This is a genomic window from Flaviaestuariibacter amylovorans (assembly GCF_039541815.1).
Classification (GTDB): domain Bacteria; phylum Bacteroidota; class Bacteroidia; order Chitinophagales; family Chitinophagaceae; genus Flavisolibacter; species Flavisolibacter amylovorans.
In genome coordinates, this window is record NZ_BAABGY010000018.1 from 111,444 (window position 1) to 130,132 (window position 18,689).

Genomic DNA, 18,689 nt, shown 5'->3' on the forward strand with positions numbered 1-18,689 from the left:
GCAGCACAGAGGCAGATCAAAGATCTGAGATCCGAGATCCGAGATTAAAAAAGCCCCGCAGAGCGGGGCTTAATTCGTTATTCACTATTCCGTGTTCGTTATTCATTATTCCGCAGGTCCAGTTTGATCTGCAGCTCGGTGAACTGTTTGTCGTCGATGGACGAGGGTGCGTCGAGCATGACGTCGCGCCCCGAATTGTTCTTGGGGAAGGCGATGAAGTCGCGGATGCTTTCGGAGCCGCCGAGGAGGGCGCAGAGGCGGTCGAAGCCGAAGGCGATGCCGCCGTGCGGGGGCGCGCCGTACTCGAAGGCGCCGAGCAGGAAGCCGAACTTGTGCTTCGCCTCTTCGGCGCTCATGCCGAGGGCCGCGAACATCTTCTCCTGCAGCTGGCGCTGGAAGATGCGGATGGAGCCGCCGCCGATCTCGTTGCCATTGAGCACCATGTCGTAGGCGTTGGCCTTGATCGCCGCATACGGATGCTCCAGGTATTTCTCCGGGTTGGCGATCGACGGCTCGTTGGCGATCATCGTCGCGATGTGGTCGGGCTTCGGTGCCGTGAAGGGATGGTGCCGCGCTACCCAGCGGTTGCCCTCCTCATCGTATTCGAACAGCGGGAAGTCGAGCACCCACAGGAGCTTGAACTCGTCCTTCTTCCGCATGCCGAGACGCTCGCCGAGCTCGAGGCGGAGCTCGGAGATCGCCTTGCGCGTACGCTCTTCGGCGCCGGCCAGTATGAGTACGAGGTCGCCGGCCTTTGCGCCGGCCGCATCGGCAATCGCCTTGAGGCGCTCCTCGGGGTAGAACTTGTCGACCGAGCTCTTATAAGTACCGTCTGCATTGCACTTGATGAACACGAGGCCCTTCATTCCGATCTGCGGGCGCTTCACCCATTCGGTGAGCTCGTCGGTCTGCTTGCGCGTGTATTCGGCAGCACCGGGCACCGCGATGGCAAGCACCGTTTCGGCCTCGTCGAATACCTTGAAGTCAGCACCGTTGACCAGCTCGCCGGTGGCTTCGATGGTGCCGTTGCGGGTGAACACGGATTTAAGGTTCGCGAGCTTCATCCCGAAGCGGATGTCGGGCTTGTCGTTGCCGTAGGTCCACATGGCTTCTTCCCAGGTGGTGCGCTCCACGACCTCACGGTAATCGATGCCTTTGACTTCTTTGAAGATGTATTTCACGAGGCCCTCGAACATATTCAGTATGTCTTCCTGCTCCACGAAGGCCATCTCGCAGTCGATCTGCGTGAACTCGGGCTGCCGGTCGGCGCGCAGGTCCTCGTCGCGGAAGCACTTCACGATCTGGTAGTAGCGGTCGTAGCCGCTCACCATCAGGAGCTGCTTGAAGGTCTGCGGCGATTGCGGCAGCGCATAGAACTGGCCCGGGTTCATCCGCGAGGGTACCACGAAATCGCGGGCGCCTTCGGGCGTGCTCTTGATGAGAAAGGGCGTCTCGATGTCCATAAAGCCCTGGCCGTGCAGGTAGTCGCGCGTGGCGCGGTTCACGGCGTAGCGGAGCTCGATGTTCTTCTTCACCGCGTTGCGGCGCAGGTCGAGGTAGCGGTACTTCATGCGCAGGTCGTCGCCGCCGTCGGTGTCGTCCTGGATGGTGAAAGGCGGCACGGCGCTGCGGTTCAGGATCGTGAAGGCCGTGATCGTGAGCTCGATATCGCCGGTCGGAATATTCGGGTTCTTGTTGGTGCGCTCGGTAACGGTGCCGGTGGCCTGCAGCACGAACTCGCGGCCGAGCGGGTCGGCGTCGAGCTGCGGGGCGAGCTCCTCGTTAAAGTACAATTGCGTGATGCCGTAACGGTCGCGGAGGTCTACGAAGGTGATGGCGCCGAACTTACGGACACTTTGCACCCAGCCGGAGAGGGTCACCGTGCTGCCGGTATGTTGCAGGCGAAGCTCGCCACAGGTATGAGAACGAAACATAGGCCGCAAAGATAGGGCGGCCCCCTGTCCCCCCAAGGGGGCACTTAGGTCGAACCTTTAATACAGATGCCGTCATTCCAAAAGCAGGAATGTGCTAATGAGTTAATGTGCTAACATGCTGATGAAAAAGGCCCGGTTCGACTAGCAAACCGGGCCTTTTGCCTGAGCATTCTGCTTTGAGGAAAACAGGTGATCGTAAAGTTTGCCGGGCCTAAGTGCCCCCTTGGGGGGACAGGGGGCCGATCACATGCGGCACAAAGCGGCTCTTGTTGTCCGTCACGAGGCTCTCGGCTTCGCGGATGCCCATGCCGGCGGGTTCCTGCCCGATCACCCAGGAGCCGATCACGGGGTAGTGCCCGTCGAATTCGGGCAGCTCGAAGAGCTCCTGGAAGATGTAGCCCTCCTTGCCGTAGTGGCCCTCGGTATGCTGCAGCAGCTGGCCTTCGCGTACGATGTTGATGTTGGCCCCCTCGCGGCCGAGGATCGGCTTCTTCACGAAGTTTCTCAGCTTGCCGGGCTCGAAGTAGGCCGGCAGCAGCAGCGGGTGATCCGGGTACAGCTCCCACAGCACGGCCAGGATAGCCTTGTTCGACAGGATCATCTTCCAGGCCGGCTCGATCCAGAAAGCGCGGTGTACGTCCTGCCCGATATTGCGGCCGAAGTCTTCGGTAACCAGCCACTCCCACGGGTACAGTTTGAACAGGTTGCGGATCGGCCCGCCTTCCATATCCACGAACTGCTGCCCGTCCCAGCCGATGTCGTCGATGAACACCAGCTTCGTTTCATGCCCCGCCTGGATGGCGCAGTCGCGGAGGTACTCGGTATTCGTGAGGTCCTCGAGCGTTTCCTTGAGGCAGGTGAAGTGCACGGGGCCCGGCCGCAGGTAGGCTTTCAGGTATTTCCAGTAGTCGATCAGCTTCTCGTGGATGCTGTTGAACTGGTCCTTTGTATCGTCTTTATCCTTGAGCCAGAACCACTGCACGATGCCTGCCTCGTAGAGACTGGTGGGCGTGTCGGCGTTGAACTCGAGCAGCTTTACCTGCCCGTTCCGGAAGCACAGGTCGAAGCGGCCGTAGATGGCGGGATGGTCCTCGTTCCAGGAGTGCTCGAGATAAGGCACGATCCACTCGGGGATCGCAAACTCTTTATAGCGCCGCTCGTCGATGACGTGCTGCACCGCGTCGAGGCACATCGTCCAGAGCTCGCCGGTGGCCCGCTCGAGTTGCAGCACTTCCTCCATCGAAAAAGAGTAGTAGACGCTTTCGTCCCAGTAGGGTACTTCGGTACTATGAAAGCCGAAGCCCAGTTTCTCGACCTCCGCCTGCCAGCCGTTGCGGGGCTCCGTTATGATGCGTTGCATGGTTGATTTTTTAAGTGGTGATGCTACCTGGCGGAGCCATTCCTTGTCTTCCGAGCCAGTCGGGCAGTTGTCATCCTGAGCCGGTCGAGGGATGGTTGACGACCGGAAGCTTCGGGTCAGGAAGACACGGTGTAGCCGCCGCGTCCGAACCCGCCGCGCACGATACCGTTCTTGACGCCGTTGTTGCCGACGTTCGAGTTTTCGTGCAGGGCGCCGGAGTAATACCCTGCGCGCCGGTAGCCGGAGCCGTAAAAGCCGCCGTACGGACGAAACGCATAATACCAGAGCAGTGCGCTTCCGGGGTTGCCGCCGTAATGGGCGCGGGTATAGGGCGCGGTGCTGTCGCTCCGCAGGTAGGTGCGGGTGCCGTTGGCGCTTTCCCACTCCTTCTTCGGCTCCTTGCAGGAGGCGAGGGCGGCCGTGATGAGCACGAGCTCGATGGCTTTCGACTTTTTCATAGGTGTTATTTCACGGTGATGTAGATCTCGTAATCGCGTTCCACCGAAACGGTCTTGGTGTCGCCGTCCTCGTTCTCGGCCTCGGTGGTCATGGTGCCGAGCGCGGGCAGCGTGTCGCGGTACACCAGGGTGCGGTACACCGTGTCGCGTACCCATACCTTGTGGGTCGTTACCAGCACTTTCCGGGACGCGTCGAGATCCTCGACCTGGATGCCGGTCTCCACCGAGCCTTTGTGATTCACGATGCTGGTCAGGTCTTCGCTTTTTTCGGAGCAGGCGGCGACTCCGAGCAGGAGGCCCAGGGCAGCCGTAGCGGTCAGAAACTTTATCATAGTCATTAAAGTGATGAAATTAGAACAAATACGGGCACTGCGCTGCGGCCGCTTGTAGCCGCTTCCGGTCCTTAAGGTGACGGTCGGGAACGAGCTTGCGCAAAGCACAGTCGGCCAGCGGCGCAGATCCTTAAAGGCGCGTATGGCAACCTTTCTCCGTCGATCAGAACGGCAGGAGGTCGAGGGTGCAGAGCGCCTGTAGCGGGGCGGCCAGCTCCGGTGCAAAGGGCATCGGGATGGCGCCGGTAAGCGGCAGGAGCGTTGCCGCCTGCAGGAGCCAGGCGACCAGGATGACCAGCACTGCAAGCAGGTACCAGTTCTTTTTCATGAGCTGAGGTTTGTGTGTATCCGAACCGGATACGGGTTGCTCTTTTTGCGAGCGGTGATGGGGTGGGAGCGCATACATTCCGCGGGAACCGCGGCAGACAGTCAGGGAAGTGCCGGTGGTTTCACGCGCTGGCGGTAGCGGGCAAATAAGGCATCCAGAATATGTGTCATTTTGTTGGGAGCGATGCTCCGGTTGGTTTGATCCATCAAAGATATAAGCACCCCCTCCAGCCCGCAAACGCAATCCGGGAGCAGTGGTGTTTTCCCTTTCACGACCGGTAAAGTACCTGTGATGACTGGCAATATCGGCGGTTCGGCGCGAAAATAGGCGGTTAAGTGGCTTTGCGGGCCTTCGATCAGCATCACTGCTGCAGATCGGACGGCGGGTGCTCATCGAGCTCGATGCCGATCTTCCGCATCAGGATCGATGCGTTGAGGCTGCGGCACACCCCAGTCTTCAATCGGTAGTCGAAATACAGCTCTTCCCCTTCCACCTGCACGTCGAAGTGGTAATTGATCACGCCGCCGGGGTAGGTGCCGGCAAGCGCGGCAAGCGCCGTGTCGTGGGTGGCGATCACTGCCACGGCGCCCTGCCGCAGCAGCTGGCGGATGAGGGCTTCCGAGCCCGTATGGCGGTCCTGCGAGTTGGTGCCCCGGAGGATCTCGTCGAGCAGTATAAATACGGGCTCCTTCCGGTTGGCCGCGTCGATCACCGATTTGATCTTCTTCAGCTCTGCGTAGAAGGTGGAGGTGCTTTCGGCCAGGTTATCGGCGATGCGCATGCTGCTCATGAGGCGGTGGTGGGAGAGTTCCAGCATCGTAGCGCATACCGGCCCGCCCAGGTGCGCCAGCACGCTGTTGACGCCGAGGCTGCGGAGGAAGGTGCTCTTGCCCGCCATGTTGGAGCCCGTCACTAATGCCACCCTGCCGGTGCCTTCGATGGGCAGGTCGTTGGTCACCCGGCGGTCCGGGGGCAGCAGCGGGTGGCCGAGGCCGGCAGACCTCCAGTAGAAATGCGGCCCGCGGAAGGAAGGGAGGCACCATCCTGGCTGGTTGAAGCGAAGGGTGGCGAGCGTATTCCAGACCTCGGCTTCCGCTACCAGCGCAAACCACTCCGCTACGAGGCGGCCGTTGCGGCGGCGCCACTCGTTGAGTGCCATTTGCTGCCGTACGTCCCAGAGCAGGAAGGGGTTGAGCAGGAGCAGTCCCATGATGTTGAGGCGCAGGTCGAAGCGGTCGAGAATGCCTTTCAGGGTGCCGATCTCCCGCGCGGCGCTCGCCCCGTCGCTCATCGCCCGGCTCTTCCACTCGTTCCAGAGCGAAGCTGCCGAAGCACGCTGCTCGATGCTTTCCAGCAGGCTGCGCAGCGTCTCGATCTCCGGTACGATGCCGCCGAGTTGCCGGTAGGTGTCCACCGTGCGGCGGCCCAGGAGCAGCGAGGCTGCAAGCGAAACGCCATACAGCAGCGAGAACAGCGGCACGGGCAGGTATCCGGTAGCGGCAGCGAGGGCCGCGGTGATCATCAATACGCTGTGTCCCGTAACGAAGGGACGCCAGCCACTTCCTACGAAGTGGGTTGCATCCTGGCTGCTCCAGGTCAATGCCTTGCGCTCGGTTTCCGTGCGCAGCGTGGAGCGGCGTGCCCGCGCATAGAACTCCTGCCGCCAGGCGCGGTCCGGCGCCAGTTCCTGCACGAGCGCCTGCCGGCCCCCGATCACGGCCGACGATCGTGCGGCCAGAAGGTCGTCTGCGAGCCGGGCCTGCCCGGGCTCGGTGCCGCAGCGCTGGATCCATTGGTACAGGGAGGCGGGGCCAAACAGGTCGAGGTCGCGTGCGTAGGGATGCTCGTGGGGCTCGAAGGCGGCGCCGTCGAAGCGCGCTCCGAATTGGTACGCCAGGCAGCGGAGCTCCTCCTCGTTGATGCCGATCAGCACCCTCAGGTGCCGGATCCTTGCCGCGTTGTTCACATCCAGTACCACGAGGCGGAGCAGGAGCGCGATACCGGCAATGGCCGGTACGAGTCCCCAGGCGCCGGCTTCCCCGAACAGTAGAAGTACGGACGCGGCCGTTGCCAGGAAGGCGAGCAGGCGCAGCCACCCGAGGCGGTTGCGTTTCCGGAGGGCGCGTGCCAGGTCGGCCTGGTGCCCGGCCAGCGCATGGGTATAGGCGGCCTCGGGAGCGGGCGGGGGAGTCGTGTTCATCAACGGTTATTTGCTGAGGAGGCGGGTGAAGCGGCGTACGTCGGCCTCCGGGGTAAGGGGTGCGTCGTGGAGCAGGTGATTGACGAATTGCTGCGCGAAATAGGGCGCCAGCGACGTGCCTTTGGAGCCGGTGCCGTTGAGGATGCCGATCTGCGGGTGCACGGGATGCAGCCCCACGAAGGGGCGCCGCTCCACGGTGGCGGGGCGCACGGCTGCATGGTGGTGCAGCACCCTGAACGGGTGCTGCAGGGTGGCTTCCAGTAGTTGTACGGTACGCAGGCGGAAGGCCTCGGTCGGCCCTTCGTTCAATCCCTCCCAGGCATAGTTGGAGCCTGCCCAGAAGGTGCCTTGCACGGGGAGCGGCGCGAGCAGGAAGCCTTTCTTGTAGATATGCGTATTCGGAAGGTCCGGGCATTCGATGAGGAGCGCTTCGCCTTTGTTGAGCGCGTAGGGCAGGAGGCGGAACCAGGGGTTGGCCGTGCCGGCGGGACCTTCACAGAACAATATCTTTTGCGCCCGCAGGGCTCCATACCGCACGCCTTCTTGTTCGAGTTGTAAGTCGTCTGCCACGAAGTCTTCCTCCAGCAGCGCGTTCTTGTCGCTTAGCCACTGGCGCCAGTCGGCAAGCAGCGCCGGGAGGTTGGTGACGAAGGCCGGGCGGATCTCGCCGCAGCCGAAGTCATAGCGGATGTGCCGGTTGAAGTGGTTCTGGTCGGGGTAGGCGTCCATATAGGTGTGGCCTTCCTGAACCCGCTCCACGAATACCTCCCGGGCCCCGGGCGTCGGAAAAAAGTCGATGATGTTTTTCCGCACGAGGTACTGCTTGTTGAAGTGGGCGCCGATCTCCGCATAGGTCTTCTCGGCGTGCGGCAGCAGCTCGTCGGCCTTCCAGGTTGTGTGGTAGCGGCGGCCGGTAACGGGATTGATGATGCCGGCCGCCACCTTGGAAGCGGTGGGCTCGGCCCCGTTGTCGATCACCACGAAGCTCTTGCCGGCCCGGTGCAGGAACCAGGAAAGCAGGGTGCCTGCAATGCCCTGGCCTACGATGAGGAAGTCCACGTTCATGCGCCAAATTTAGTGGCCGGTGCCCGTTTCATCCGATGTGAATCGGGGCGTGATACGAAAACCGTTCGTCATGCGTTGTTGGTTCCGACACAAGGGCCGACGACGGCCCGTTTTCACGCAAAGGCGCAAAGTGCGCCAAGCACGCAAAATCAATAAAGAGGGCCGCCCCAGTATTGAGGCGGCCCTTTCGTTATTTGCGCTCTTTGCGTACTTGGCGTCTTCGCGTGAAACCCTTACTCGACCGTGAGCTGCTGTCCTTCGCTGTGCGCGTTGAACTCAGGTGCGTACAAGCACTGGATCGTGGTGAGGCCGGCGCTGAACTGCCCTTTGTGCGTCACGAAGAGCGGGTACTCGAACACATAGGTGCCCTTGGGCAGCCAGTGAAAGAAGAAGTTGGTGCTGGCGTCGCGGGTGCTCTCGTAGTAGCCGAGGCCGTCCTGCCATTTGTAGCTGCTCAGCACGTTCACGGGCTCCAGCGCCGAGGCGCGCAGGTCCTTCAGGTGCACGAACTCCAGGTCGCGGTCTACGCGGATCACGAGGCGCACGGTCACCTTGTCGCCCACATGCAGCGTTTCGGAGCCTACCGCCCGCAGCTCGGGCCCGCGGTCCGTGTTCACCTTACGGAAGAGGCGGCGCTCCACCTGCAGCGGCGTGGCGGCGCGCGTCACTTTGCTGATCTCTTCGAAATACTGCCAATGCACGGCGCCCCACGAGGGACGTGCAGACACGGCATTGGCGGCCCGCACATCTACGGAGATGTTGCCCATGGCCGGCTTCACCTGGGCGCCGTCCACGCTGCGGCGGAAGTAGCCGGTACCGGCTTCGGCCGACGTGTCGGTGCTCGCGCGCAGCGGGCCGGCCTGGATCGTGACCGAAGGCACGTCCGACAGCCACTCCGTGCCCTGCAGGAGCAGCGCATAGCAGGCATCGGCCGTGGCCGTGGTGCTGCGCCAGCTGTTGGTCTGCTTGTGGCGCAGCAGCCAGCTACGGAGGTCGTCGAGTGTGCGGGCGTCGGCACCTACCTCCTGGAAGGCGGCGATCAGCGTTGCCTGCGTTTCGATGGGCGCTTCGTACCAGTAAGGGCTTTGTCCGTAGCTGTTGTCCTTCCAGTACATCCCGAGCTCTTCGCTTCGGATCGCCGTTTCGTTCAGCGACCCGATGATGGTGCGGGCGGCCGCCGGCACCCCATAGCGCTGCAGGGCAATGGCGGCATGCCCCTGGCTGATCTTCGGCAGCTTCTGCCAGTAGCGGGCAGCCTGCTTGAGGTAGTAGGCGTGCGCCGCCTCACTGCCCTTGAAGAGCGGGCGCGTCTTGAAGAAGGAGCGGAGGTAGAGGTACTGCGCAATGTGGCGGCTTACCGGCTGCTCCGCCAGCTTTGCCTTCGAGCGCTGCAGCGCGGCGTAGTCGTCGCGCACCCGGCGATCCACGTAATTGAGCGCGCGGTCGCGGATGCCGGTGAGCTCATCGGAGCTGATGCCCAGTTGCTGCAGGCGGCCGATGCCTGCGAGGATGTATTGTGTGATGTAGCGGTCGTCGGGGCCGCGGGAGAACCAGGGGAAGGCGCCGGTGGCGTTCTGTGCGGCCGCAAGCTGCTCGAGGGCCTTGCGCTGACCGGCGGCGAGGCGGGTGAGGTCGAAGAGGAGGGCGATGCTGCGGCGCTGCTGCGTCTCGTTCTGCGCCTCGAGCACCCAAGGCGTTTCTTCCAGGAGGGCCGACTTCAGCTCCTCGTTCTTCTGCAGGTTGGAGAGCAATGCGGCCGTGTCGCGGCTCTGCCAGCGGGAGAGCGCTGCGCGGATCTTCGGCGCCTTTTGCAGGATGTGCGCGGCGAGTGTGTTGGCGTAATAGCGGTTCCAGAGCTGCTCGGCACATTCGTAGGGGTACTCCACGAGGTAGGGCAGGGCCTGCACCACCGTCCAGGCGGGGTTGGCGGTGTATTCCACCGTGAATCCCTTGTGCTGCAGCGTCTCGCTGTTGCCGGAGGCCAGGAGCTTGTCGAAGCGGAAGGTCTTGCTGCCGCTGCCGCGCATCGAAACGGGCAGCGACTCGGTGACGAGCACCTTGCTCGAAAGCACGGGCAGCGTCGACTCCTCGGCATCGGAGAAGTTGCCGGCCCGTGCCGTAATGCGCCAGGTGAGCGCGCTCGTGTATAAATACGGGATCTCGATCGGGAAGGCCACCGAGCTGCTGGCGCCGGCGGCTACCGTGAAATACTGGTTCGGGAATACGTTCTGCATCCAGCCGTCCACGGGCGTGCCGGTGGCGGCGTCGATCAGCTCGAGCTGTACCTGCCCGGTGAGCTCCTTGTCGGTGAGGTTGGCGATCTTGGTGGTGAACTCGAAGTGGTCGCCCTGGCGCACGAAGCGCGGGGCGTTCGTCTGCACCATCAGGTCCTTCTGCGTCTCGAGCTCCTCCACGCCAAGGCCGAACGCGAGGTCTTTGGTATGCGCCAGCGTCTGTAGCTTCCAGCGGGTGAGCGATTCGGGCAGTGTAAAGGTAAGCGACAGGCCACCGGCGGAGTCGGTTTGCAATTGCGGGTAGAAGAAGGCGGTCTCGTTGAAGTTGCGGCGGGGTTGTACCGTCGGCGTCGTCCCTTGGGCGGGAGGTACGGGTTCCTTGCGGACCTCTTCGTCCTTCAAAATCTTCGGTGGTGTAAACTTCGTCATTTCAACCTTTTCCGCCGTGTTGTAGCGAACGGCTGCTGCCGTAGTTGTATTATAGCCGTAACTGTCCATCGCTGCCGAGCCCATGGCAGCTTGTGCAGCAGGGGGGCGGGCCATACGCATCACACGGCCTGAATGGATCGAGAGGAATGCACCCGTACCCAGGATATCGAAGATCAGCCCGTCATAGGTTTTGTTGAACTCCCGCTCGGCCAGCTCGGGGCCACGCTCGAACGATTCTTCCGCGCGGAAGTTGGAGCCTGCGTCCCAACGGGTTTCAGAATAAGAGTCCGGGTACAGGCCCGGCACGCTCCATCGGTGCTTCTGGAACTGGTCGAGCGAGGCATCATAGAGCGAGGCCAGCACTTCGGCGCCCACGGGTCTTCCGTCGGCGCGGGTGATCGTGAGCTTCCACTCTTCCTTCGCGCCGGGCAGGGTCTTGTTGCGGTAGGTGGCGTACACTACCCGCAGCTCCTTGTTGGTCCAGGGTACAGTCACCCGCTGGGTGTGCTCATAAAGCCGGTTGTCGCGCACAAACAGGAAGTGCAGCGTGAAGCCGCCGCGGTCAGTCTCCGCGATCGGGAAGGGGAAGCTGCGCACGCCGGCCGGGAGCTCCTGCGTCGTGACGCGGCTGCTGTCGCCGCGGAGCTCGTTGCGGAACAGGTGGATGTCGGTAGCCGAGCCGAGCTGCACGGAGCCCTGCTGGCCCGGCTCCAACGCGGTGTCGGGGCCTGCGGCCCACAGGTATTCGGGCCGGGTGAGCGTGCCGGGGCGATACAGCTCCACGAAGGTGGTGGCGGTTACCGGGCGGCCGGCGGAATCCGCGCTTCGGACCTCGATCTCGTAGAAACCCGGTTGCAGGCGCTTGCCGCCGAGCGACATGCCGGTGGATGCAAGGCCCATCCTGTCGGTGCCGATGGTATCTGTACCCTGCCACACGATGCTGTCGCGTGTCCAGGTGCGGAAGTCCGATTCGCCCGCATATTCATCGAGGGGGAAGAGGCGCAGGAACGCTTCCTTCGACAGCACGAACTGGTCGGGGCGCTCCCAGTAGCGGGCGCGTACGAGGCGGGGCTCGGGGCGTAGCTTCCGGATGCTGACGGAGGCGCGCACCCGCTGCGGCGTGCCGTTGATGTTGGTGGCCTGCACCGGCACCCGCGCAAAAGAGTCTGCGTGCTCGCGCTCCTTGCCCTCGAAAGAGAGGAGCAGCGAGCGGTAGGAGGCGGCCAGGGTCTGCTCGCCGCTGCGCGTCTCGCCGTTGATGTCGGTGACGTCGGCATAAACGGTATAGTCGAACACGGGGTTGGAGGCGGAGTCGAGCGTGCCGTCGGGGAGCGCGGTGAAGTTGATCCTGAAGCGGCCGGCCGCATCGGTCGTGGTTTCGCCATGCGTGATCTCCTGCTCGGTGCCTTGCGGCATCCAGCGCCACCACCAGGACCACACCCTGCGCGGCGCGCGCACCACGCGGTACGTGACGCGCGCGTCGCCGATCGTATTGCCTGCGTAGGCCTGGGCGGTTCCTTCGGCGCGGACTGAATCGCCCACGCGGTAGCTGCCCCGCTGTTCGGCAAACTCCACGTAGAATTTCGGGCGCTTGTATTCCTCTACCGAGAACGAGGTCTCGCCGCCTTCGGTGCCGATGCTGAACCTGCCGGTGAGCCCGGTGGCAGGCAGCGTAAAGCGTCCGTGAAAGGAGCCGTAGTCGTTGGTCGTTAGTCGCACCGAATCCTTGACCTGCCCGTTGGCATCCCGCAGAAATACGGTGCTGCTGCTGCTCGCCCCCACGCGCACGCCGTTGAGCCGGCGCACCACCAGTCCTTTGAAGAAGACGGTCTGCCCGGGGCGGTAGATCGCCCGGTCGGTAAAGAACGAAACTTCCGTGCGCTCCTTTTGCGGCTCCGGCTTGCCCGGGTCAAATTCATAGTAGCCGTCGTTGCCATCCACAAGAAACAGGCTGTCGCGCCCGTGCAGTACTTTGAAGTAAAGCTGGCGCTGCCTGTTGCCGGTACGCAGCTGCACCTGCCCGCGGTTGTCGGCGGTAAGTACCGGTCCGTTGCGGTACTCGTACTCCTGCCGGCGGTTGTTGTATTCGTGGTACACGGTGCGTACAACGGCGCCGGGGAGCGGACGGCCGGTAACGCGGTGCAGCACGTAGAGCGCTTCGCCCCGACGCACGTGGCTGATGTTGGAGACGAGCACGTCGACGCCGCTGGCCAGGGTGGTGGCAGCCCGGAAGGTCGGCTCGGTGCTGGCGAGCAGCAGGTAGCGGCCTACCGCCAGCGCGGGCGCCGGCACCTCTACCCGGTGGGTTTGTGCGTCGCCGGTTGCCGGAAGCTCCTGCTCCCAGGTAGCTGCCGCGGGTCGCCGCAACAGCGCGGCCCAGCTCGCGGCGTCGTTGAGAGAAAGGCTCGAGGTGTCTTTGAGGGCGATGGCGCGGAGATAGAGCTTCGGAACGCTGCGGTAATTGACCAGCACCCGGAAGGGCGCACCGGGCACATTCACTTTTTCCGCTTCCATGCTGAACGACGGGCGGCGCAGCTGCTGGAGGAGGTTGTAGCTCATTACCCAGGCAGCGCTCTTCACCGCGCTGTCGCGCACCACGGGCTCGAGCAGCGCGATCGCCTTGTTGCGCTCCCAGCGCCCGGAGCTGTCTTTCAGCGGGTCGTAACTTCCGGCCTTTTCTTCGTGATGCTGTGCGAGGAGGTAGGCGGCGCCATGGCTTTCCCGGCCGGGTCGCTGCGCCATCAGTTGGCGGAGGGTTGCTACGTAGAGCGCTTCCTTGTCGGGATGCACGGAATGCTCGTAGGCATAGGCGATCCGGTCCAGGTCGACGTCGGCGAGCGCCGCGGCATCACCGCGCTGCAAGTGAAAGGTGATGAGGTCCTGGAACAGCCGCAGCGCGCGCCACTGCAGCGAGGCGCTGTCGGTGGTGGCGAAGCGCGCGCGGGCAAATTCGGACGCCGGCGCCAGCGCTTCGGGTTGCGCGATGGCAAAGGGACGCTCGGGGCGCGCCAGGTCGGCTTCGCCGCTTTTAAAGTAGTCGAGGGCTTCGTGGGCCAGCAGGTCGTAGAGGGTAGGCCGCAGCGCGCGGCTGTTGCCGGTGCGGATGAGGGGGGCGTAGGCGGTCAGCGCCGTGCGCTGCAGCAGGGCGCGCTCGCTCAGCGAAGCTTCATATAAGCCGGTGATGCGCTCGTGCAGGTCGCGCAGCGTCCAGGTCGTGATATCCTTTTCATTGGTGATGCCGGTAGCGGTGCGGTTCCGGATCTGCCAGTGGTGGTGGCTTGTATAAGTACGGTAGGTGCGGGCGAGCAGGCTGTTGACGAGTGCCAGGGCCGTGCCGCGCAGCCCCTTCCGCTCGGCCTCCAGCTCGCGGATGCCGAGGGCCGCTCCCTGTTCACGGGTGCCTTCCCGGAGCCCGGTACGGTATACGAGTGCGCGAATGAGCTGGGCTTCGTTGTTCTGGGCACGGGCGCTTTTGTAAACGCTGTTGACCACTTCGAGTGCCGACCGCGGCTTGCCGGCGATGGCCGAGAGCGAGTCGGCCTTCTCCCACTGGCGGTCGTACCATTGTTTCGTTTGTGCGTCGACGTGGGCGGAACCGAGCAGCAGCAGGCTTGTCAAAAGGATAAGGGACCGTAATTGCATGGCGAAAAGATATGAAGGAAGGATGCTTTCACACAACATTTTGCACAATCCGTACAGCTGATCCGGGGCTTTAACGATTCTTTATCGCAACTCCCGAAACGGTTCCGCTTTCTTTGGCATCTGACGAGAAAGGAGATCACTATATGAAAGCAATTTTTACCCTACTGTTCGCAACGATCTTTACTTCGGCTTTTGCTTACAACGAAGGCCGCCTCAGCATCACGTTGGCCAATGGCCGCGACCTGCAGGTGCAGATAGACAACCGCAATTATACCCTGTACGACAACAGCGTCGACATCGAAGGCATTGCCCCGGGGCAGCACACCCTGCGCGTGCTGCGCTATGGCCGCCGCGGTGGTGGCCGCAACAACCGCCCGGTGGTGGTGCTGCAAACCACCATCTACGTGCGTCCCAACATGCACCTCGACGTCATGGTGAACCGCTTCGGGCGGATGTATACCGACGAGCGCCCCGCGGGCACCCGCTGGGAGCAGGACGACCAGTGGAACGGCGGTAACGGCAATGGCGGTTGGAACCCCGGCGGCGGCGATCCCTACGGCTATCGCCAGGCGATGACCGACACCGAATTCAGCGGCCTGCTGGCACAGGTAAAGAAGGAGTGGTTCAGCAGCGGCAAGCAGACTGTGGTGCGCGAAGCCCTCGTGCGCAACTATGTAACGGTGGCGCAGGTACGCCAGCTGCTGCAGCAGTTCTCTTTCGACTCCGAGCGACTCGAGGCCGCGAAGGTCGCCTACGACCGCACCGTAGACCAGCGCAATTTTTACCAGCTGCTCGACGTTTTCGATTCACAAGGCACGAAAGACCAGCTGGCCCAGTTCCTCCGCGACAAGCGCTAATGAGGATCTCAGATCTGGGACCTCGGATCTGGGTTCAAAGTGGAAATTACCTTGCACACTTCGGCAGATCTGGCATCAGCGACCTGCGATCAATAGATCAACTTTGCTACCTATAATTCCACCTGGAGAGCCCTTCGCGAGAGGGGCTTTTCGTTTTATCTCAGATCTCGGATGTTGTGATCTCAGATCTATGGTCCTCGCGTTCCTTATGAGCACTGTATGGTGTGTAAGGTCAATTCAATCTGAAACAGATCTCAGATCCTAGATCCGAGATCTGAGATCCCCCTTGCATAGAAAAAGCCGCTCCTCAGGAGCGGCTTTTTCTATGCAAGGGGGAGTTATTTTCCGATCACGGAAGCCATGGTCTTGCCGATGTCGGCGGGGCTTTGCACCACGTGGATGCCGCATTCTTCCATGATCTTCATTTTGGCAGCGGCCGTGTCTTCGGCACCGCCCACGATGGCGCCGGCGTGGCCCATGCGGCGGCCGGGAGGAGCGGTCTGTCCGGCGATGAAGCCGACGACCGGCTTCTTGTTGCCGGTGCTCTGGATATAGCGGGCTGCTTCGGCTTCCATGCCGCCTCCGATCTCGCCGATCATCACGATGGCGTCGGTTTCGGGGTCGTTCATGAACAGCTCAACGGCCTCTTTGGTAGTGGTGCCGATGATGGGGTCGCCACCGATGCCGACGGCCGTGGAGATGCCGAGGCCGGCCTTGGCCACCTGGTCGGCGGCTTCATAGGTGAGGGTACCCGACTTGGATACGATGCCAACGCGGCCCTGCTTGAATACGAAGCCGGGCATGATGCCGACCTTGCATTCGCCGGCCGTGATGACGCCGGGGCAGTTGGGCCCGATGAGGCGGGTGGTCTTGCCCTGGAGGTAGCTTTTCACGCGCACCATGTCCTGCACGGGAATGCCTTCGGTGATGCACACCACGAGGGCTACGCCGGCGTCGGCGGCCTCGAGGATGGCGTCGGCGGCAAAGGCCGGCGGCACGAAGATGATCGACACGTTGGCGCCCGTTTCCTTCACGCAGTCGGCCACGGTGTTGAACACGCGGCGGTCGAGGTGGTCGCTGCCGCCCTTGCCGGGCGTTACGCCGCCCACGACGTTGGTGCCGTACTCGATCATCTGCGACGCATGGAAGGTGCCTTCCGTGCCGGTAAAGCCCTGCACGAGGACCTTCGAATCTTTATTGACAAGAATGCTCATATCCGGTTTTTAAAAGTGGGGCAAAAGTAAGGAAATCCGCCTTCGCTAAAGTTTCGGCGGAAGGAGTCCGCGATTTTGGAACCGGCGGGTCTGGGCCGGGAATCGCTTGGGGGTATCAAAAAGCCCGCCGGGGCGGGCTTTGGAAAACATTCAGGGAAGGCTCAGTCACGGGTGAGGTACTTGCGCTGGGCGGCATACAGGGCCACGAAGACGATGGGAATGATGTAGCCCATGTAGGTCTTCCAGGTGCCGTCGCCACTGAAGCCGAGCAGCGCGATGGTGACCGCAATGGGAGCCAGCTCGCCGATGGTATAGATCGGGAAGCCGCTGCGGCGCAGCTGGCGCATGCGGATGGCGCCGATCAGGCACATGGTGGTGAATACCAGCAACGACCCGAAAATGATGTAGCGGTGCTCATACGCGTTCTCGAAATAGGTACGGTTCTTTTCCAGGGACTCCAGCTGCGATTCGATCATGCCGCGTCCGAAGCCGCTGCTGCCCATTTTGTCGAGCGCGTCCTCCATTTCCCTGCGCTGCGTGTTATAGTCTTTTGTAAAGACCATGCCCAAAAGCGCGCCCAGGTAGCCCAGGCCGCAGCCGATGAAGGTGAGGATCGTCAGGATGTTGAGGCTTCTCGGGCGGGCCGGCGGCAGCTCGTTCTGCAGCACGTCGCGGGTCTGGTAGGTCGATTCCATAAGCGGGTAAAGTTTAGGAGCAGAAAGGTAGGGGCTTCTGCGCATCCCGCCAAACTGCCGGACGAACGCCCGCATGCCCTCCTTCGACTCTGCTCCGCTTCGCTCAGGAGGACAAGCGCTTTGCCTACCCCGACGGGCTCGGGCTCCTGCAAGGATTTCCGGTCCGCTAACAAAAAAGGGCTGCCTTCGCAACCTTCCCCCGGCAGGCTCGGAATGACAAGAGAACATTAGTTAGGCTGAGCGAAGCCGAAGCCAACATATTATCCCATTCTCCCATCACCCCATTCTCCCATTATTCCTTGGGATCGTCGGAAGGCGGCACGAGCTCGGGCGCATCGTCCCTCGTGAGCTCCTCCATGTTGCGGTTGTTGGCGATCTTGCCGGTTTCTTCGAGCTGGCGCATGTCTTTCGCATCGCGCAGGAACTCGGAGGCGAAAATGAAGTCGTTGAGGCGCTCGTTCTTGGAGAAGATGATCTCCTTGGAATTGCCTTCCCACTCTTTTTCGCCCTGGTACATGTAGATGATGTGGTCGCCGATCTCCATCACCGAGTTCATGTCGTGCGTGTTGATGACGGTGGTGATGTTGTATTCCTTCGTGATCTCGTTGATCAGCTGGTCGATGAGGCCCGAGGTCTGCGGGTCGAGGCCGGAGTTGGGCTCGTCCACGAACAGGTATTTCGGGTTGAGCACGATGGCGCGGGCGATGCCCACGCGCTTCATCATGCCTCCCGAGAGCTCGGCGGGGAATTTCTTGTTGGCGCCCTTGAGGTTGACGCGCTCGAGCACCTCGTTCACGCGGTCGCGCTTCTGCTTGTTGGTCTGCTTCGTGAACATATCGAGCGGGAACACGATGTTCTCCTCCACGGTCATCGAGGTAAAGAGCGCCGAACCCTGGAACAGCATCCCGATCTCCTTGCGGATCTCGGTCTTCTGCCGCACGTCCATCGCCGTGAAGTCCTGGCCGCCGTAGAGGATCTGGCCCGAGTCGGGCTGGAAGAGACCCACCATGCACTTCATCAGCACGGTCTTGCCGGAGCCCGAGGAGCCGATGATCAGGTTGCATTTGCCGGCTTCCATCGTTACGGAGGCGCCCTGGATCACCGTCTTGCCGTTAAAGCCTTTCTTCAGGTTTTTTACTTCGATCATAATTGGAGCAGTAAGGCGGAAAGCACATAATCCGCGAACAGGATGGTGATGCAGGTAACCACGACGCTCTTGGTGGAGGCCCGGCCGATCTCGAGCGCGCCGCCCTTCACATGGTAGCCGAAGAAGGCAGGGATGCTGGAGATGAAGAAGGCGAACGTATAGGCCTTGCAGAGGGCGAAGAAGACGTTGTAGGGGATGAAGTTCATGATGAGGCCGCGGTCGTAGGTGGTGGCGTCGAGGATGCCGGAAGCGGTGGAGGCGAGGCGGCCGCCCCAGATGCCGAGCACGGCGGCGAGCACGATCAGCATCGGGATCATCACCAGCGAGGCGAGGATCTTCGGGGCCACGAGGTAGGCCTTTGTGTTGATGCCCATGATCTCGAGGGCGTCGATCTGCTCCGACACCCGCATGTTGCCCAGCTCACCCGCGATCTTGGAGCCGATCACGCCGGCCAGCACGATGCAGACGAGGGTAGGGGCGAACTCGAGGATCACGGTGTCGCGCACGATTTGCGGAATGGTCTCCGGCGGAATGAGCGGGCTTGTGAGCTGGTAGGCGGTCTGCACGGCCGATACGGCCCCGATGAACACCGAGATGATCACCACGATGCCCAGCGAGCCGATGCCGATCTCCGTGCATTGGTGCATGAACTCCTTCCAGTACATCTTGAAGTTCTCCGGCCGGGAGAACATGCTTTTGATCATGTTGATGAACCGGCCGATATCGGATAAAAAGGTCATCATGGGCTTAGTAGTCTCTTGTTCGGTCAGTCCTAAATGCACCGGCAATCGGGA

14 protein-coding genes are annotated in these 18,689 nt (G+C 62.2%); 1 reads left to right on the plus strand and 13 read right to left on the minus strand.

The window, feature by feature from the left end:
* Positions 1-98 precede the first annotated feature (98 nt).
* The 9 genes from aspS to ABD937_RS22345 form a co-directional block, all read right to left on the minus strand.
* The gene (aspS, locus tag ABD937_RS22305; RefSeq protein ID WP_345258220.1) at positions 99-1,934 is read right to left on the minus strand and encodes an aspartate--tRNA ligase; all 1,836 of its coding nucleotides are present in this window, start codon (positions 1,932-1,934) and stop codon (positions 99-101) included.
* Between the two features lie 211 nt (positions 1,935-2,145).
* Positions 2,146-3,294 (minus strand): glutathionylspermidine synthase family protein, encoded by a 1,149-nt coding sequence (locus ABD937_RS22310; protein ID WP_345258222.1) that lies wholly within the window; start codon positions 3,292-3,294, stop codon positions 2,146-2,148.
* A gap of 116 nt (positions 3,295-3,410) precedes the next feature.
* Positions 3,411-3,752 carry a hypothetical protein gene (locus ABD937_RS22315; protein ID WP_345258223.1) on the minus strand — a complete coding sequence of 114 codons (342 nt, stop codon included), beginning with the start codon at positions 3,750-3,752 and terminating at the stop codon, positions 3,411-3,413.
* A gap of 5 nt (positions 3,753-3,757) precedes the next feature.
* Entirely contained in the window at positions 3,758-4,084 is a 327-nt protein-coding gene (locus ABD937_RS22320) for a hypothetical protein (protein ID WP_345258224.1), read from the minus strand.
* A 163-nt stretch (positions 4,085-4,247) separates the two neighbouring features.
* Positions 4,248-4,412, minus strand: a complete 165-nt coding sequence (locus ABD937_RS22325) for a hypothetical protein (protein WP_345258226.1) — start codon at positions 4,410-4,412, stop codon at positions 4,248-4,250.
* A gap of 101 nt (positions 4,413-4,513) precedes the next feature.
* A complete protein-coding gene (locus ABD937_RS22330) occupies positions 4,514-4,774 on the minus strand; it encodes a hypothetical protein (RefSeq protein ID WP_345258227.1) in 261 nt (86 codons plus the stop codon).
* On the minus strand, positions 4,774-6,612 hold the full coding sequence (locus tag ABD937_RS22335) for a MutS-related protein (RefSeq protein WP_345258228.1): 1,839 nt from the start codon (positions 6,610-6,612) through the stop codon (positions 4,774-4,776). Before ABD937_RS22335 ends, ABD937_RS22330 begins: the two co-directional genes overlap by 1 nt.
* A gap of 6 nt (positions 6,613-6,618) precedes the next feature.
* Positions 6,619-7,677 (minus strand): NAD(P)/FAD-dependent oxidoreductase, encoded by a 1,059-nt coding sequence (locus tag ABD937_RS22340; RefSeq protein ID WP_345258229.1) that lies wholly within the window; start codon positions 7,675-7,677, stop codon positions 6,619-6,621.
* A gap of 233 nt (positions 7,678-7,910) precedes the next feature.
* Complete coding sequence (locus ABD937_RS22345; protein ID WP_345258231.1) at positions 7,911-13,982, minus strand: alpha-2-macroglobulin family protein; 6,072 nt, start codon at positions 13,980-13,982, stop codon at positions 7,911-7,913.
* A gap of 143 nt (positions 13,983-14,125) precedes the next feature.
* On the opposite strand from ABD937_RS22345, the gene ABD937_RS22350 reads away from it, so the two are divergent.
* The gene (locus ABD937_RS22350) at positions 14,126-14,839 is read left to right on the plus strand and encodes a proline and serine-rich protein 1 family protein (RefSeq protein ID WP_345258232.1); all 714 of its coding nucleotides are present in this window, start codon (positions 14,126-14,128) and stop codon (positions 14,837-14,839) included.
* A gap of 338 nt (positions 14,840-15,177) precedes the next feature.
* On the opposite strand, the gene sucD is transcribed toward ABD937_RS22350, so the two are convergent.
* The 4 genes from sucD to ABD937_RS22370 all read right to left on the minus strand — a co-directional run bounded on the left by sucD (position 15,178) and on the right by ABD937_RS22370 (position 18,638).
* Positions 15,178-16,053, minus strand: a complete 876-nt coding sequence (gene sucD / locus ABD937_RS22355; protein WP_345258233.1) for a succinate--CoA ligase subunit alpha — start codon at positions 16,051-16,053, stop codon at positions 15,178-15,180.
* A gap of 161 nt (positions 16,054-16,214) precedes the next feature.
* A complete protein-coding gene (locus tag ABD937_RS22360) occupies positions 16,215-16,748 on the minus strand; it encodes a hypothetical protein (protein ID WP_345258234.1) in 534 nt (177 codons plus the stop codon).
* A gap of 292 nt (positions 16,749-17,040) precedes the next feature.
* The gene (locus ABD937_RS22365) at positions 17,041-17,895 is read right to left on the minus strand and encodes an ABC transporter ATP-binding protein (RefSeq protein WP_345258235.1); all 855 of its coding nucleotides are present in this window, start codon (positions 17,893-17,895) and stop codon (positions 17,041-17,043) included.
* The gene (locus tag ABD937_RS22370; RefSeq protein ID WP_345258236.1) at positions 17,892-18,638 is read right to left on the minus strand and encodes an MlaE family ABC transporter permease; all 747 of its coding nucleotides are present in this window, start codon (positions 18,636-18,638) and stop codon (positions 17,892-17,894) included. Before ABD937_RS22370 ends, ABD937_RS22365 begins: the two co-directional genes overlap by 4 nt.
* Between the last annotated feature and the right edge of the window lie 51 nt (positions 18,639-18,689).

Coding starts and splice junctions, on each gene's coding strand:
- ABD937_RS22335 (WP_345258228.1), bottom strand. CDS start 6,612: ATGAACACGACTCCCCCGCCCGCTCCCGAGGCCGCCTATACCCATGCG.
- ABD937_RS22320 (WP_345258224.1), bottom strand. CDS start 4,084: ATGATAAAGTTTCTGACCGCTACGGCTGCCCTGGGCCTCCTGCTCGGA.
- ABD937_RS22315 (WP_345258223.1), bottom strand. CDS start 3,752: ATGAAAAAGTCGAAAGCCATCGAGCTCGTGCTCATCACGGCCGCCCTC.
- sucD (WP_345258233.1), bottom strand. CDS start 16,053: ATGAGCATTCTTGTCAATAAAGATTCGAAGGTCCTCGTGCAGGGCTTT.
- aspS (WP_345258220.1), bottom strand. CDS start 1,934: ATGTTTCGTTCTCATACCTGTGGCGAGCTTCGCCTGCAACATACCGGC.
- ABD937_RS22310 (WP_345258222.1), bottom strand. CDS start 3,294: ATGCAACGCATCATAACGGAGCCCCGCAACGGCTGGCAGGCGGAGGTC.
- ABD937_RS22340 (WP_345258229.1), bottom strand. CDS start 7,677: ATGAACGTGGACTTCCTCATCGTAGGCCAGGGCATTGCAGGCACCCTG.
- ABD937_RS22325 (WP_345258226.1), bottom strand. CDS start 4,412: ATGAAAAAGAACTGGTACCTGCTTGCAGTGCTGGTCATCCTGGTCGCC.
- ABD937_RS22345 (WP_345258231.1), bottom strand. CDS start 13,982: ATGCAATTACGGTCCCTTATCCTTTTGACAAGCCTGCTGCTGCTCGGT.
- ABD937_RS22370 (WP_345258236.1), bottom strand. CDS start 18,638: ATGATGACCTTTTTATCCGATATCGGCCGGTTCATCAACATGATCAAA.
- ABD937_RS22350 (WP_345258232.1), top strand. CDS start 14,126: ATGAAAGCAATTTTTACCCTACTGTTCGCAACGATCTTTACTTCGGCT.
- ABD937_RS22360 (WP_345258234.1), bottom strand. CDS start 16,748: ATGGAATCGACCTACCAGACCCGCGACGTGCTGCAGAACGAGCTGCCG.
- ABD937_RS22330 (WP_345258227.1), bottom strand. CDS start 4,774: ATGCTGATCGAAGGCCCGCAAAGCCACTTAACCGCCTATTTTCGCGCC.
- ABD937_RS22365 (WP_345258235.1), bottom strand. CDS start 17,895: ATGATCGAAGTAAAAAACCTGAAGAAAGGCTTTAACGGCAAGACGGTG.